This window comes from Bacteroides sp. HMSC067B03 (assembly GCF_001811315.1).
Classification (GTDB): domain Bacteria; phylum Bacteroidota; class Bacteroidia; order Bacteroidales; family Bacteroidaceae; genus Bacteroides; species Bacteroides faecis.
The window spans coordinates 14,620-30,301 of the sequence record NZ_KV804377.1 but is presented as its reverse complement, the minus strand read 5'-3'; the positions used below and the strand labels follow the sequence as shown (position 1 = coordinate 30,301).

Here is a 15,682-nt window from a genome sequence, read left to right as displayed (position 1 = left end):
GACTAGGTAATGAAAGGTAAAATGTTTTTGGGCGCTTTCGGTTTTTTATATATGGGGATAGTAGGTGGATGTTCTCAGCCTGTCCCTGATCTGTGCTATCAGATTGAAGTGGATAAACCGCTACAGACAATGGACTATTTCGGTGCTTCTGATGCCTGGAGTATGCAGTTCATTGGTTTATGGCCGCAGGAAAAACAAAATCAGATCGCTGACTGGCTGTTCAGCATGGAGAATGATGAGAATGGTAAACCGAAAGGGATTGGTTTGTCTCTCTGGCGTTTCAACGTTGGAGCAGGTAGTACGGAACAAGGTGAAGCAAGCCAGATTGCTTCACCTTGGATGCGTACCGAATGTTTTCTGCAAGCGGACGGAACGTACGACTGGAATAAGCAACAGGGACAGCGTAACTTCTTGAAACTGGCAAAGGAACGGGGTGTTACCAAGTTTCTTGCTTTCCTTAATTCTCCTCCTGTGTATTATACTCAAAACGGTTTGGCTACTAATACCGGTCGTGGAGGGACGGCAAACTTGAAACCGGACTGTTACGAGAAGTATGCACGTTTTCTGGCAGATGTAGTAGAAGGAGTAGAGAGGCAGGATGGAATTAAGTTTGACTATATATGCCCTTTCAATGAACCGGACGGGCATTGGAACTGGGTAGGACCGAAGCAAGAAGGTTCTCCGGCAACCAATCGGGAAGTTGCCCGGACCGTTCGTTTGCTGAGCAAAGAGTTTGTGAACCGGAAAATGGATACGCAGATTATGGTGAATGAATCTTCGGATTATCGTTGTATGCTCCGTACCCATCAAACGGATTGGCAGCGTGGCTATCAGATTCAGTCTTTCTTTTGTCCGGATAGTGTGGATACTTATTTGGGGGATATACCCAATGTTCCCCGATTAATGCTTGGACATAGCTACTGGACAACGACTCCTCTGAGTGAATTGCGTGCCAAGCGCTGCGAACTGCGTGAAGCCTTGGATAAATACAACGTCGGCTTCTGGCAGTCAGAAACCTGCATCATGGGGAATGATGAAGAGATAGGCGGTGGTCACGGCTTCGACCGTACGATGAAGACAGCGCTTTACGTCGCTCGTATCATCCATCATGACATCGTGTATGCGGGAGCGAAGAGCTGGCAGTGGTGGCGTGCCATTGGCGGCGATTATAAAGACGGATTGATTCGGGAATATACCGATGAAGATCTCAGAGATGGACGTGTGGAAGATTCCAAACTTATGTGGGCATTGGGTAATTACAGTCGCTTTATCCGTCCGGGAGCTGTCCGCCTGACTGTTTCTGCTTTCGATAAAATGAAGAATTTAATTCCCGGTGGTGATACGGATCAACAGGGGTTGATGTGCTCTGCTTATAAAAATGCGGATGGTTCGTACGTTATTGTTCTCATTAACTATGCACAGGCGGAGAAAGAATTTGCCATCGACAAAATTGACGGTAACAGAGTTCAATGGCAAGTTTATCGGACTTCTGATATAGAAGGAGAAGACTTAATGCCCGTTGAAAAGGTAAAGAGTGGAAAAACGGTCAGGATTCCGGCACGTTCGATTATAACATTATTGAGTAAACCGCTTTCATAGAAGAGAATTATTTGTTTATTCCTTTGAATAAAAACTGTTTTATACTTTGATTCTTTTTCCTCTGTTTATCAGACCGTACAGTTCTTACTAGAAGTTTATTCGACTATTATCTGTTTATTGTCATACTGAAAGTGTGCAATGTTTAAATCATTCAGTACATTCAGCAAAGTCTTTATCGGGACGTTCCGGCTAAAGCGGAAATGAACTCGTTTGTGTAGCAGGTCCGCCGAATGACAGATGATGCTGATATTATACCAAGTGCCTATATTTTGCAGTACTGTTAGCATCTCGGTATTATCATAATAAAATTCGTCTTTGAGCCACCCTTCATTTTCTGTTTGGGTGGCTTTTGATAACTGAATATCACCGTTTGCCGTTAATGTAGCGCATTGTCCGGGCAATATTCTCTTTTCGGGTAGAGATTTTACTTTGCCTACACTCACATGTCCTTGGTATAGTGTGACGACAGGAGGATTGCCGGGATAAGCGTTTACATCGAATACAGTACCCAGTACCTGTGTTTGCATCTTCCCGGCGGAGACGATAAAGGGATGGTGGTTGTCCTTAGTAACTTCGAAACGTGCTTCTCCGGTAAGACTTACGATACGTTTCTTTTTGGAAGCAAATTCTTTCGGGTATTCCAGACGACTGTTTGCGTTTAGCAGTACTTTGCTTCCGTCCTCCAAAGTGACTTTGGTCGTTGTAGCTGGTGGGGTAGAGATGATGATGATGCCGTTTTCTTCCGTGGTTGTAATCTGCTCCGGTGCATGGAGGGCACTAAAGATTTCGATAAACTGTCTGTTATCCGTTTTCTGCCAGGGCGACCAGAGCAATATGGATAAAGCGAGCATTGCTGCTACGCCGCCGGACAACCAGATGCGGAGATGGAGTTTCCGTTTTTTCTGTTCTTGACGTTGCACGAATATACTCCATTCTTTCCGGGTTTCTTCCGGCAGGGGCATATCACCCAATGCTTCACCGAAGGCGTTCTGCAAGCGGTGTATCTCAGCATCTTCAGAGAATGGACAACGGTTATCTGCTACCGGTCCATAACTGGAATCTTCCGCTTTCATCGTACATTTTTCTTTCTCTTTCATAACCTGTCCTCCTTTTTAATCTTTCATGGCTTCGCGTAGTGTACGCAAAGCTTTAGATATATGTTTTTTTACTGTGTCGGGACTGATACCAAGCTGCCGGGCGACTTCCCGGTAGGTAAGATGTTCGTAGTAGCACAAACGAAGTACCGTGCAAGTTGGTTCAGGCAGACTTCGGGCAATCGCTTCCGCTTTTTGTAGCAGCGCTTCGTGTTCCCGATAGTTATTTTCTACATCAGCCAGTGTTGCTTCGTAGAGAGCTTTTACATTTTCCTGCTCTACTTGGAGATGCTTCAAGCGGTTGAGGCAGTTGTTGCGGACGGCTGTGTATATCCATCCGCCCCGGTCATTCTTGTTCAATTGCTCGAAATGTTTCCAAGCTTGTTCCATTACTTCGCTCACTATATCACGTGCTTCTTCTCTATCCCCCATCAATTGTGTGGCATATCGTACCATTCGCGGATACATTTCCGTAAACATCTGTCCGAAGGCTTCTCGCTTTGTTTGACTTTTATGGAACAGGAACATTCTTTTAAGGATTCTGTGGCTGTAAAAGTAGCTTTTCTCTTTCAAACTACCAGTTTACAAACGTGACTTTTCGCTTGCTCCGGCTCCGGTTCCTTTATATTTGCTCTTCGTGGCGTTGAACTGATAACTCAGTCGGATGCCGAAACGCTGTTGATCAAGGTAATCACGGTTGGAACTAAAGGTCCGGTCACCATAGATGGTGAAGTATCTGTAGCCAGTATGAAAGATGTCTTTTGCAGTTACTGATACTTTCAACGACTGGTCCTTTAGGAACGATTTGGTCAGTTGGGCATCCACTCTTCCTTCGGTTTTCCAGATGGCGTAACTTTGTTTGGCACCGGGTGACAGTATTCCTTTGATGTTGAAGAACCAACCTTTAGGGAAACTGAAGTTGTTGTCGAAATTGAAATGGAATCGTGGTTCATTCCAGTTTTGGGGAATGCCTACGCAGGCAGCATGTGAGTCGTACCAGTTGACACTGGTGGTGAACTGAGGTTGCCAGATGCCGATTTTCGGTGAGAGGGCGATGCCGGCTCCGTATATGTTGGTATGCGGAATGCTTGCCATACCGAATAGCAGTACGCCGGGATGGTTGATGTCGTCATACGGTCGGGTGTAGTTGGTGTACATATTCCAGCAATGGTCGTAGTTGATGTTGAAGTTGACCCATTTCCATCCGACATCGAAGGTGGTTGAACGGTGTATCTGAGGAACGAGAAACGGTTCTCCGCTCTGATAGGAGTATTTGTTCTGATAGGTGATGGCGCTGGTGAGCATGTCATAGCTGGGACTGTATTTCAGAGTGCGGTGAGAAAGGGCGAGAAACCAGTTTCCGGAAGTGTATCTGATGCTGATTACAGGTATCCAGTCGTGGTAGATGGGGCTTTGTCCGTCCTGGTGAATCCCTTTCTCGTAGTAATCTGTTTGTTGAAATTCATAGCGCAGTCCGGCTAAGATATTAAACTTTCCCAATGGCAGGCTGTAGTCGATGAAGCCGGAGAACATCGTTTGTTTGATGCGGTCGTCGGCATCGGCGGAGAAGCCGCTTTGGAGGAAAATGTCGTGGCGGTTGGTGAATGTCTCTTCTGTGCCGAAACTGAGTTTGCCTTTCCAGAGTGGGGCGGTGATCAGCAGTTTGGCGGCATAGAGGTGGTTGCGTACGCGGTTGCTCGAAGTGGCGTCTTCGGTTCCGTTGTTTTCGGCATATTGATGGATGCGGTCGCGTCCGTACAGGTAGTCGGCGTTGAAGTCGATGTTCCACTTGCCGAATGTACCGTTGTAGTATCCGTTGGCTGCCTGCCACCAGCCGGTATGGGCATCTGTTTGGCGGAGAGCGTGCAGATGGTCTACTTCTTTGCCGTCTTGCAGAATGCGAGTTATCCCTTCATTGGTAGTATGTGCATTGCCTATGTTCGTGCCGGGCATATAGCGCATGCCGAATGACTGATCTTCGTCGATTTCGTAGTTGAATCCCAGTTCACCGTTGAAGGTACGATAGGTTTGTTTGCTCTTATCCTCTGTCGATTGGTTCCAGTCGGATGAGGCATAAATGTCCTGACTGGAGGTACCTGTTCTGTAATTGTTGATTTCCGCAAAGTCCCCTTTCACGAAAATATCTAGTCCGCCGGTACGGTAGTTCAAGGAGATGCCTTCGTTACCGATCGGTTCGTGTCCTTGCGAGTAGTCAGTGTAGAAACTGCCGCTCATTCCCTGTCCGCGTTTGCGGATGGTGCGCAGACGGATGACCGCGCCCACCGAAGAGCCATATTGTACGCCCGGTGTAGTGATGATTTCTGCCGATAGTATTTCATTTGCTTGCAGGCGGTCCAGTTCAGTCTTGTCTCTGACTTTGCGACCGTTGATATAGATTTCGGGGGTGCCTCTGCCCAGTACGGTATATTCTCCGTCCGAGCCGGTGACAAAAGGGAGGTGGGAGATCATTTCTTTGGCTGACCCCATCAGTGAAAGGGGCGTTCCGGCTATGTTGGCTGTCAGCGTTCCGTCTTTCCGTTCTATCAGCGGGCGGGAAGCGGTGACGACTATTTCTCTCAGTAGCTCTGTGTCGGGTTGCAGGCGGATGGTATTTTGTTGGCGGCAGGGGATTATTTGAGGACAGTATCCTATGTAAGTCGCTTTCAGCAAACAGTCTTCTCCCGCTATCGGAGGCAGATGGAAGGAGCCGTCTTCTTCGGTCACGCTTCCGGCAAGGAAACTGGAATCAGCGGCAAGGGCGAGAATGTTGACAAAAGGCAGGGGCATCCCTTTTTCGTCATATACTTTGCCTTCTACGGCGATGGCTTTGTCCGATTTCTTGCGCTGTACGACGAAATACTCTTCCCGTTCGATACAGACAAAAGGTTTGCCGGTTAATACAAGGTCAATGGCTTCGTGCTCCGTTTTTTCGCGGATGCTGACGGTTACCCGATAACTTTCTGTTCCGTTGTAGGTGAAGAGAATATTCTTTCCGCCCGCTTTTTCTATTTGTTTCAGTGCTTCGGGCAGACCTTCTTTTTTCAGTTCCAGTGAGAACTTCTTTGCAGAGGTCTGTGCCTGCAAAAGGGGAAGGGCAAAAAATAAACCGTATCCGATCAGTAACCAGCCGATTGCTGTCCAAGTAAAATCAAACTGTCGTATCATACTTCTGTTTTAATGATTTTACTTATACTACAACCAAGGTGTCTGATCGGGTACGGTTTATCTGTTTTATTTTTCGATATTTATTTCAACTTCTTCTGATACTCACCCGAGCGGAGGATTTCCAAAGCTTTCTGAACACTTTCATTCGTGGCATTCATCACCCGGAAGTACTCGTTCATATCCCAGAGGTCACGGGCTATCAGTGCTTTGAGTTGCGTTTTGATAAGCGGCAATGATTTTTGATATTGCTCTTCGTTAAACTTCACACCTTCCTTCTCGCCCATTTCACGGAGAGTGGCCAGCATATCGTCATCAATGATGAACTTCTCGTTGAAGTGCTCGAATTTCTTATATTTGTCAGCCAATTCTTTCCGGTGATCCTCTATGAATTTCATCGTGAATTTGATAATGACTCCTTTTCCGACCAGATTCCGGTGATAATCTGTGTAGAGAGTTGTGTCGATTGGAACGAAGTAGTCCGGCATGATGCCGCCTCCACCATAGACAGTACGTTTCAGTTTCTTGGTCTGCACTTTCAGAGAGTCGGGGAAGTGAATACTGTCGGCATTCATCAGTTCTCCGTGATTAAAGCGTTCTATCAGGTCCTTATTGTAATCAGTCGAACTGTCATAAGGCTTTTGGATGCAACGACCGGCAGGAGTATAGTATCGTGCAATGGTCAGTCGGATCATAGAACCATCCGGAAGGTCGATAGGACGTTGTACCAGTCCTTTGCCGAAAGAACGGCGGCCTACGATGATACCTCTGTCCCAGTCTTGTACTGCACCGCTCACAATCTCGCTGGCAGAAGCAGTGTATTCGTCTACCAGTACGATGAGGCGACCGGTACGGAAATCTCCGTTTCCTTTGGCGAAGAATTCGCTGCGCTGTGCAGTTCTGCCTTCGGTGTAAACAATCAGTTCCTTTTGCCCTAAGAATTCATTGGCAAGGTCGATAGCGGCATTCAGATATCCTCCGCCGTTGCCTTGCAGGTCGAGAATCAGGTCTTTCATACCTTGCTTCTGGAGAGCCGTCATAGCTTTCTTGAATTCTTCGGCAGTGGTGGCTCCGAAACGGTTGATACGAATATATCCGGTCTTTGGCTGAATCATGTAAGAAGCGTCGAGACTGAGAATAGGAATCTTATCTCTTTTCACAGTGAATATTAACGGTTCTTGTACGCCACGACGGACAATTGTCAGATTAACTTTTGAGCCTTTCGGTCCACGCAGGCGTTTCATGATATCTTCCGTGCTCATCTTTACTCCTGCGATGGTGGAGTCGTTAACAGCTATGATACGGTCTCCGGCAAGGATACCTACTTTCTCGGAAGGTCCGTTGCTGACAGGTTGTACGACGAGTAGGGTATCTTCAATCATCTGGAACTGTACACCGATACCTTCGAAGTTGCCTTGAAGCGGTTCGTTCATTTTCTTCACTTCTTCGGCATCCGAGTAGGTGGAGTGCGGGTCAAGCTGTGCCAGCATCTTGATGATGGCTTCTTCTACCAGTTTGTCTTCATCTACTTTGTCTACATAAAAGTTGGAAATGGCAAATTCTGCCATCTGTAGTTTTCGCATGGCGGAAGAACCGAAGTTCTGAGCTTGTACACTAATAGCACACAGGCAAATACACAGTATCGTTAGCTTTTTTATCATCTTCTGTATTATTGGGTTAAGTTTGCCTGCTGTTCTCTTTGGGGCAAGTGCTTAACTTGATTATTATTCGCTGATTATCATTCCTTCGGGGATAAACTGGCTGATATCTTTATTGTAGGTCAGCAGTTCACGTACAATGGTTGAACTGACACAGGTCAGTTCCGGTTCCGTGAAGAGCAGGATGGTTTCGACACCCGCCAGTTTACGATTAATATCTGCAATCGTTTCCTCATACTCGAAATCCTTCACTGTGCGGATACCGCGGACGATAAATTGCGCTTCTACCTGTTGCGCAAAGTCTATCGTCAGACAGTCATAAGACATCACTTTGATGCAGGGATTGTCTTTGTAGAGATTCCGGATCATTTCTTCTCTTTTCTCGATGGGGAAATAGGTATTCTTGTTTTCGTTGATACCGATTCCGATAATAACCTCGTCCATAAAGGTGAGTGCACGTTTCACTACCGAATAATGACCGATGGTGAAGGGGTCGAAAGTACCCGGAAATATTGCTCTTCTCATGATGCCAAGTCTTCTTCTATAACCAGATTGTCTATAATAAAGTTCTGTCGTTCCATTGTATTCTTGCCCATGTAGAACTCCAGAAGTTCTTTCACGGCATCAGTCTTACGTAATGTCACTTGTTCCAGACGCATGTCTTTGCCGATAAAGTGCTTGAACTCGTCCGGTGAAATTTCTCCCAAACCTTTGAATCGGGTGATTTCAGGGTTGGGACTTAATTCATTGATAGCATTCACCCGTTCTTCATCGCTGTAGCAATAGATCGTTTTCTTCTTGTTGCGTACGCGGAACAGAGGCGTTTGCAAAATATATACATGCCCCTTCTTTATCAGATCGGGGAAGAATTGCAGGAAGAAAGTAATCAGTAACAAGCGGATGTGCATGCCGTCCACATCGGCATCGGTAGCTACGATTACTTTGTTGTAGCGTAGTCCTTCAATGCCGTCTTCTATATTAAGGGCAGCCTGCAGCAGGTTGAACTCTTCGTTTTCGTAAACTACCTTTTTCGTCAGTCCGAATGAGTTCAGCGGTTTACCACGGAGGCTGAATACTGCCTGTGTGTTTACGTCGCGGCTTTTGGTGATGGAGCCGCTCGCTGAGTCTCCCTCGGTGATGAAGATGCAGGAGTCTTCTTCCATTCCTTTCCCTTTCGGGTCGTTGAGGTGAATACGGCAGTCGCGTAGCTTCCGGTTGTGCAGGTTGGCTTTTTTAGCACGTTCGCGAGCCAATTTTGTTACGCCGGCGATCGCTTTGCGTTCTTTTTCCGATTCCTGTATTTTTTGTTGGATCACTTCCGCTACGTCCGTATTCTTGTGCAGGAAGTTGTCTACTTCCAGTTTGATGAAGTCGCCTACGTATTTGTTGACTGTCATACCTCCGGGAGCCATATTGGTAGAGCCCAGTTTGGTTTTAGTCTGGCTTTCGAAGATCGGTTCTTCTACGTTGACGGCGATGGCTGCCACCAGCCCGTTACGAATATCGGTGTAATCCATGTTCTTGTTGAAGAACTCTTTGATGGTGCGGGCGATGTGTTCCTTGAAGGCACTTTGATGAGTACCTCCTTGGGTAGTATGCTGCCCGTTGACGAAGGAGTAATATTCTTCTCCGTACTGTCCGGTATGTGTAAAAGCAATTTCGATGTCTTCTCCTTTCAGGTGGATGATAGGATAGAGTCCGGTTGCCGTCATATTGTCGTTCAGCAGGTCTACCAGACCGTTACGTGACAAGATTCGGTGGCCGTTGTAAATGATGGCAAGTCCCGTATTCAGATACGTGTAGTTGCGTAACATTGTCTCGATGAATTCGGGCTTGAAGCAGTAGTTTACGAACAGTGTGGCATCCGGTTCGAAGAAGATGTATGTTCCGTTATCTTCTTCGGTGTCCTGCGTCATGTCAGTTAGCAGGTTGCCTTTCGAGAAAGTGGCGATGCGTACTTTACCGTCACGGTAACTGCGTACTTCAAAACGAGAGCTCAATGCGTTGACGGCTTTTACACCGACACCGTTCAGACCGACGCTTTTCTTAAATGCCTTGCTGTCGTACTTACCACCTGTATTCAGCATGCTTACGGCTTCAATTAGTTTTCCTTGCGGAATGCCTCGACCGTAGTCGCGAACACTGACACGGAGGTTTTCTTCAACGGTAATTTCGATTTTCTTACCGGCTTGCATCTTGAACTCGTCGATACTGTTGTCAATGACTTCTTTCAGAAGGACATAGATTCCGTCTTCGGCATGCGCACCGTCGCCCAGCCTGCCGATATACATACCGGGGCGTGTGCGTACATGTTCCATGTCGCTTAAGTGGCGGATATTGTCATCTGTGTACTCTACTGTATTGTTGTTGTCTACAGGTATCAATTCGTTCTCTTCCATAGTTGCTTTTTATTTTATCTCTTTGATGAACGCACGGCGGCGCTTATGTTGCTTAGTCTCAAAGTAATCCCATTGTGCCTGAACTTTTCCGTTCAGTTCCAGTTCGGGGTTGCTTTCCGCAAAGATAAAACCTAATTTTTGATAAACTGGAATTAAATCGGAAAATAACAAAGCGTTAACACCTTTATTTTGGTACTCCGGTTTCACTGCTACAAGCAGTAGGTCAAGCATTTTGGCACGACGTTTCATGAATAATGCTTTCAGCAGATAAAACCATCCGAGTGGCAGTAATCGTCCGTGTGATTTTTGCAGGGCTTCGGCCAGTGAAGGCATCGAGATACCTACGCAAACCAGCTTGTCATCGGCATCGGTGATAAGGGTAACCATTCGTAAGTCAAGAATCGGAAGATACATTTTTACGTATTGGTTGATTTGCCGTTGTGTCAGCGGGGAGTAGCCGTAGAGCGGGCTGTATGCTTCGTTCATCAGTTCGAAGATTTCCTGTCCGTAGTCTTTGGCTATTTTTCTTCCGGAGGTGTATTTCTTTATCTTCAGGTTGTATTTTCGTTGAATCAGTTCGGAGATACGCTTGTGCTTGTCGGGGATGGCATCGGGGATGTAGATTTTGTATTCCACCCAGTCGGCGTCTTTCTCGAAACCGAGTTTCTCCATGTGTACGGGATAGTACGGGTGATTATAGATGGTGGCCATCGTACTGAGCTGGTCAAAGCCTTCAATCAGCATTCCTTCAGCATCGAAGTCGGTAAATCCGAGTGGTCCGGCAATATGGGTCATACCTCGTTCTTTTCCCCAGTCTTCTACAGTTTTGATAAGTGCGGATGATACTTCAGGATCATCTATGAAATCTATCCATCCGAAACGGACGTTTTTAGCATCCCATTTTTCGTTGGCACGGTTATTGATAATAGCAGCCACACGGCCTACGATTTTGTCGTCTTGGTATGCCAGAAAATAGTCTGCTTCACAGAACTCGAATGCCGCATTCTTCTTTTTGTTGAATGTGTTGAGCATATCATCGTAGAGATCGGGCACGGAATAGGGGTTGCCCTTATACATCCTGTAATTAAAGCGAATAAACTTCTTAAGTTCTCTCTTTGTAGAGACTTTCTTGATTGTAATAGCCATATCTCGTATTTATGATTGAGGGGCAAAGATACGTGATAATCTTTAAATTACAACGCTGTGGGGCGAGAAAACTGTGTGCCCGGAGAGCTGACCGGGAAAAATAAAAAGTTATAAATCGTTCTCCGGACTGATATTTAGAGAAAAGGGGGTAGTTATGCAATAGACATTCCCGGCGAAGTCACAAACTATCATTTTATTTCCTGACACTGCCACTGTGGAGAAAATGGGTGCCCCGAGATTCAGCTTGTCTTTGATAATTCCCGTTGCTTGGTCGATGGCGTATAAGTATCCGTCGGAAGCTCCGATGTAAACAATTCCTTGTGATAATACAGGGCTTGTTTCTACTCCGGCTTGTGGAGTGGAAGAATAAGGGGCTGTATATACGAGTGAAGGTTTTGTTTCAGCTTTCCATTTGATGAAAAGTGTGGATTTGTCCAGTGCCATGATTCCACGGTCTGCGGTTCCGAATATAATTTCTTGCTCGGTGACAAGCGGTGTAGACGTAACATCCAGATTGGCTGATAACTCTTTTTGTTGGAGTACTTCTCCGGTTTGAGGTTCTATTATGAAAAAGCTCTTGGAAGAAATGATCCACAATTTCCCATCTTTATAGACCGGAGAAGCTCCCCGGTTACCGAGTCCGTTATCAGAGAGTTTCCAAAGTTGTTTGCCTGTACGGATATCGTTGCCGTATAGCCCTCCCCATTGCGTTCCACTGATTAATACATCTCCGGCAACGGTGAGTGTGGTGGTAGAGCCTTCCCGTTGTTTCCAGTCTTTGTTTGTCCATATTACTTTTCCGGTTTTCAAGTCGTAGGCTGAAAGTCCGGTACCGATTCCGGCATAAACGATTCCCTTGTCTATTGTTAGTCCTTCCGTCAGATAAGGATAGCTATTCAGGTGGATGTATTGCTGCCGCAGTAGTTTTCCTGATTCTGCGTCAAGGGCGTAGAGATTGCAGGAGGCATCTTGGGCGATAATGATTCCATCTTCACAGGCAATCGTATTCTTTACTGAGTTTTCCGTGCGGAATTTCCATATTTGTTTGCCGGAATTGAAATCGAATGCACAAATGTATGTATTGAGTGACGTGTTATCGTCGGTAGTGGCAATGAATACTTTTTGTCTGGTGATGATGGGGGACGTCATGAAAATATTACTGCCTGTGTTTGCTGTCCATTGGAGTTGCAGGGGAAGTTTGATCTGAGAGTCATTTATTCCGCCGGAATGACTGGCATTCTGAAGTAAAGTGTTCCAGTCTTTTCCCGGAATGGAAGTCAATTTAAAGTCCTTTTGATAAAGGAATCGGTTTGTGGCAGTCGCTTTCTTTCCGTCGTTGAAGAATGAGGTCACTGTCAGCCCCAGCTTCTTTCCGTCTGTATTAGCTGGAATTTGGATGTTTTCACTCCAGTTCCAGTCACTGCGGGGAGTCAGTTCGCCTTTGGCTATTTCCTGATGATTTTCCAAATCATTCAGGATATAAGAAACACGCGATGTTCTTGCCTGTGAGTTATAGGTGTTGACCGAAACCGGAAGCAGGTTGTTGTCCGGATGTATTGGGGTTGTTTGATTCTCCATCGGAGAAACGATGGCGACTTGCGGTTCAATGAAAGTGTATCGCAGTTGCGTTGTGATATGATCATTTGCATCTACTTTTATATCCCTGAAAGAAGAAGGTGAATGGTCGATGCCCCCTTTATCCAGTGTGCCGGTGCAGATCGTGTAAATACCTTTTTGATTACGGACATAGTTGTAGTGCATGTGTCCATAGAGCTGTGCTTTTGTATTGAAGGTACGGAAGTCGAGGATATGTTCGTTATCGGCTTTGAAAACAAAAGTATCGCCGGGGGTGAACAGATCGTGGTTGAAGAGAATCAATGACTGATCTTTCTTCATCATGGCGAGGTCGTTTTTTAGCCAGTTATATACATCCCTTTGAGTATAATCGGTGGGATTGTCTCCGTGATCGATGGGGGTAACGACATAATGAATGTTTCCTATATCAAACGAATACCAGGTCGGACCATAAATCGATTCATAGAGTTCTTCACCATAGTTGCCTTTTACTAAGTCGTGATTGCCTATGCAATAGTAGACCGGGCAATTCATAGTCTCTGCGTTCACTACTTGATTGTGCATTTTCAATCCCGGTTCATAACAGATATCTCCGGTATGAATCAGAAAGGCAGGCTTTTCGTTCTTTACATATTGTTGTAAGTCAGTTACCCAACGTCCCATTCCTCCGGTTACTTCCGTATCGGTGATTTGAACGAAAGAATGCTCTCTCGGTTGGGTCCGTTCGCTTTCGGTCAGCAGGAAATCATAACTCTTTCTGTTTTCTTTGACAGGGAGGTAGAATTGTTGCGTCTCGAACCCGGCAGGGGTAGTCATGCTGATGAACCGGGTTTTCTCGAACCCTGGCAGGGAGAACCGTCCTTTTTTATCTGTTTTTACTACATTCATTCCATCAGTTACCATCACTCCCGCCAGTGGTTTGTCTCCTTTGTCGAATGTGCCCGATTGATCGGTGTCGATATAGACTGTTCCTCTGAATTGAGCGTATAGCGGAAGGTATAATAAAAATGACAATAGTATTACTGATAGTCTTTTCATGGCCGGTTCTCTGTTTTAGTGTGTTAAGCTATGTATTCTTTTTCCTTATTTGATTTGTTTCATCTCTTCGTTGTATCTCGCTTCCTCCTTGCACAAAGGCTTGTACCAGGTCTTTCTTAATATCAGCGTGGTAATCAGAAGCAAAGTGATAGAACTCCAAAGTCCTAACTGTTCGCGGACAACGAGGTACATTGGGATGATGGTAAGCGTACATTGCCAGATGATTCCTATCGCCACATTGAAGGCATCCCTTTTGAAATTTTTATTCGTCTGGATATGCGGGTAGCGGGCGATTGCTTTCTCTTGAATCGGTTTCCACCATCCCCACGGACGTACATTGACATAGAAGTTGATCAGAGTCTCTTCATCTGTAGCCGGAGCACTGTAAGTCCCGATGATACATCCGATCAGAGAGACGCTGAATAGTACGGGGAAGAAATAAAGTACCCATGCATCCGGAACGGTAAATTTCATCACAATAGCGGCCACTACTCCGGCAGTCATTCCCCAGAAATAACCTTCACCGTTGAAACGCCACCAATGCCATTTCAGTACGTTGGCTGCGATGTATCCTCCAAATAGTGCACCTACAATCCATTGGAATATTTCATTGATATCTTTCAGGAAGAATCCGATGACAGTGCTCGCCACTACTACTGCCACAGAGATGACATAGCTGCTGCGTATCTGTGTCTTCACACTCGCTTTCGGATTGATGTATTTCAGATAAATATCGTTCACGATATATGCAGGGGCTGCATTGACGGTAGAAGCAAAGGTGGACATGAAAGCTGCCAGTAGACCTGCCAATAATAATCCTGCAAGTCCTGCCGGAACATATCGTGTGATCAGATGGGGAAGAATCGTCTCAAAGTCCGTGCGGGTCACTTCCATCTGTGTCATCCCGCCGTCTTCCTTGAAGAAATAGATAGCAAGTAATGCAAATCCCATAATCATCAGATAACGCGGAATCAACAGCACTACGGATACGGAACCACTCATCATCGCCGCTTCTTTGGGAGACTTGCAGGACAGAATTTTCTGCATATCATAATTGGGCGCAGGGCCTGCCATACTCATGAAGATACCTTTGAGCAACGCCATCATGACAAAGATGCCTATCAGACTGTAAGGCTCGTTCGCCATTCGTTCGGTCAGCAAACTCATCCGGCTGCTCCAGTCAATATCGAGCGTCCATCCGAAGAAAGGGGAATCCCATCCGGCAGGTACAAAGGAGTGTATCATATCCGGCGCCACCATCTGCATACCGATCACTACGATAACGATGCCTGCCACCGTCATGATAAGGAACTGTACGACATCTGTCCATACAATGCTCAGCATTCCTCCCAACATTACATAGAAGGTGGCGATAGCTGTAAAGAAAATGCCATATACATGAGGAACATACTCCGGTGAAACAGTGAAAGGAATATAAGGTGAGATGACTTCCCAAGGAATAAAGATTTCCATGAATTTACCTATTCCTATAAATCCGTAACTCAGGAAGCCAAGTACGCTCAATAAAGCAAATACTACCACGATTGTGTGAGAAAGGGTAGCTCCTTTGCCTTTGCCGAAACGGGTTTTGATCCATTCGGCCCCGGTGAGTACATTGGAACGGCGCAGCCACACGGACAGATAAACCATCAGGAATATCTGGTTGAATACCGGCCATAACCAGGGAATCCAAAGACTTTTAAAGCCATAAGCGAATGCCCAGTATACCATCAGCATAGTACCTGTAATGTCGAACATGCCGGATGCATTGGATAGCCCCAGCATATAGAAAGGCAGTGATTTGCCACCCAGGAAATAGGAATCCATATTCTGTGCTGCCCGTTTCTTCAAAATGAGTCCGATGACAATCATGGTAATGAGATAGGCGCAGATGATGAGAAGATCGGGTGTGTGTAATTTCATGTTGCTATTTTGATTAGGTTTTATATATTAATAATCTATGTTGCAAAGGTAGATGGAAAGTGATAAGGAAACAAATATTATTTTAGCT

Annotated in this window: 10 protein-coding genes; 1 reads left to right on the top strand and 9 read right to left on the bottom strand. The window is 45.8% G+C overall.

What is annotated here, in order from left to right; all coding sequences use genetic code 11:
* Positions 1 to 9: 9 nt before the first annotated feature.
* Positions 10 to 1,599: a glycoside hydrolase family 30 protein gene (locus HMPREF2794_RS15890; protein ID WP_029425119.1), complete on the top strand. Its 1,590-nt coding sequence runs from the start codon at positions 10 to 12 to the stop codon at positions 1,597 to 1,599.
* A gap of 95 nt (positions 1,600 to 1,694) precedes the next feature.
* Here HMPREF2794_RS15890 and HMPREF2794_RS15885 read toward each other — a convergent pair whose 3' ends face one another.
* The 9 genes from HMPREF2794_RS15885 to HMPREF2794_RS15845 form a co-directional block, all read right to left on the bottom strand.
* Entirely contained in the window at positions 1,695 to 2,696 is a 1,002-nt protein-coding gene (locus HMPREF2794_RS15885; RefSeq protein ID WP_055269254.1) for a FecR family protein, read from the bottom strand.
* A gap of 15 nt (positions 2,697 to 2,711) precedes the next feature.
* A complete protein-coding gene (locus HMPREF2794_RS15880; protein WP_010535822.1) occupies positions 2,712 to 3,221 on the bottom strand; it encodes an RNA polymerase sigma-70 factor in 510 nt (169 codons plus the stop codon).
* Positions 3,222 to 3,275: 54 nt separating this feature from the next.
* On the bottom strand, positions 3,276 to 5,858 hold the full coding sequence (locus HMPREF2794_RS15875) for an outer membrane beta-barrel family protein (protein WP_055269253.1): 2,583 nt from the start codon (positions 5,856 to 5,858) through the stop codon (positions 3,276 to 3,278).
* Between the two features lie 80 nt (positions 5,859 to 5,938).
* Positions 5,939 to 7,516 carry a S41 family peptidase gene (locus HMPREF2794_RS15870; RefSeq protein ID WP_055269252.1) on the bottom strand — a complete coding sequence of 526 codons (1,578 nt, stop codon included), beginning with the start codon at positions 7,514 to 7,516 and terminating at the stop codon, positions 5,939 to 5,941.
* Positions 7,517 to 7,579: 63 nt separating this feature from the next.
* Positions 7,580 to 8,038, bottom strand: coding sequence for a pantetheine-phosphate adenylyltransferase (gene coaD / locus HMPREF2794_RS15865; protein WP_010535819.1), 459 nt, complete (start codon positions 8,036 to 8,038; stop codon positions 7,580 to 7,582).
* Positions 8,035 to 9,912, bottom strand: a complete 1,878-nt coding sequence (locus HMPREF2794_RS15860; protein ID WP_055269251.1) for a DNA topoisomerase IV subunit B — start codon at positions 9,910 to 9,912, stop codon at positions 8,035 to 8,037. The genes coaD and HMPREF2794_RS15860 overlap by 4 nt, the downstream gene beginning before the upstream one ends.
* Before the next feature lie 9 nt (positions 9,913 to 9,921).
* On the bottom strand, positions 9,922 to 11,058 hold the full coding sequence (locus HMPREF2794_RS15855) for a hypothetical protein (RefSeq protein WP_010535817.1): 1,137 nt from the start codon (positions 11,056 to 11,058) through the stop codon (positions 9,922 to 9,924).
* A 108-nt stretch (positions 11,059 to 11,166) separates the two neighbouring features.
* A complete protein-coding gene (locus tag HMPREF2794_RS15850; protein WP_070751887.1) occupies positions 11,167 to 13,671 on the bottom strand; it encodes an outer membrane protein assembly factor BamB family protein in 2,505 nt (834 codons plus the stop codon).
* Positions 13,672 to 13,716: 45 nt separating this feature from the next.
* Positions 13,717 to 15,594, bottom strand: coding sequence for a sodium:solute symporter family protein (locus HMPREF2794_RS15845; RefSeq protein ID WP_070751885.1), 1,878 nt, complete (start codon positions 15,592 to 15,594; stop codon positions 13,717 to 13,719).
* Positions 15,595 to 15,682: the final 88 nt, after the last annotated feature.

Excerpts from the sequence above, each read along its gene's own strand:
- HMPREF2794_RS15850 (WP_070751887.1), bottom strand. The coding sequence starts at position 13,671 with ATGAAAAGACTATCAGTAATACTATTGTCATTTTTATTATACCTTCCG.
- HMPREF2794_RS15855 (WP_010535817.1), bottom strand. The coding sequence starts at position 11,058 with ATGGCTATTACAATCAAGAAAGTCTCTACAAAGAGAGAACTTAAGAAG.
- HMPREF2794_RS15880 (WP_010535822.1), bottom strand. The coding sequence starts at position 3,221 with ATGTTCCTGTTCCATAAAAGTCAAACAAAGCGAGAAGCCTTCGGACAG.
- HMPREF2794_RS15870 (WP_055269252.1), bottom strand. The coding sequence starts at position 7,516 with ATGATAAAAAAGCTAACGATACTGTGTATTTGCCTGTGTGCTATTAGT.
- HMPREF2794_RS15845 (WP_070751885.1), bottom strand. The coding sequence starts at position 15,594 with ATGAAATTACACACACCCGATCTTCTCATCATCTGCGCCTATCTCATT.
- HMPREF2794_RS15875 (WP_055269253.1), bottom strand. The coding sequence starts at position 5,858 with ATGATACGACAGTTTGATTTTACTTGGACAGCAATCGGCTGGTTACTG.
- HMPREF2794_RS15860 (WP_055269251.1), bottom strand. The coding sequence starts at position 9,912 with ATGGAAGAGAACGAATTGATACCTGTAGACAACAACAATACAGTAGAG.
- HMPREF2794_RS15890 (WP_029425119.1), top strand. The coding sequence starts at position 10 with ATGAAAGGTAAAATGTTTTTGGGCGCTTTCGGTTTTTTATATATGGGG.
- HMPREF2794_RS15885 (WP_055269254.1), bottom strand. The coding sequence starts at position 2,696 with ATGAAAGAGAAAGAAAAATGTACGATGAAAGCGGAAGATTCCAGTTAT.
- coaD (WP_010535819.1), bottom strand. The coding sequence starts at position 8,038 with ATGAGAAGAGCAATATTTCCGGGTACTTTCGACCCCTTCACCATCGGT.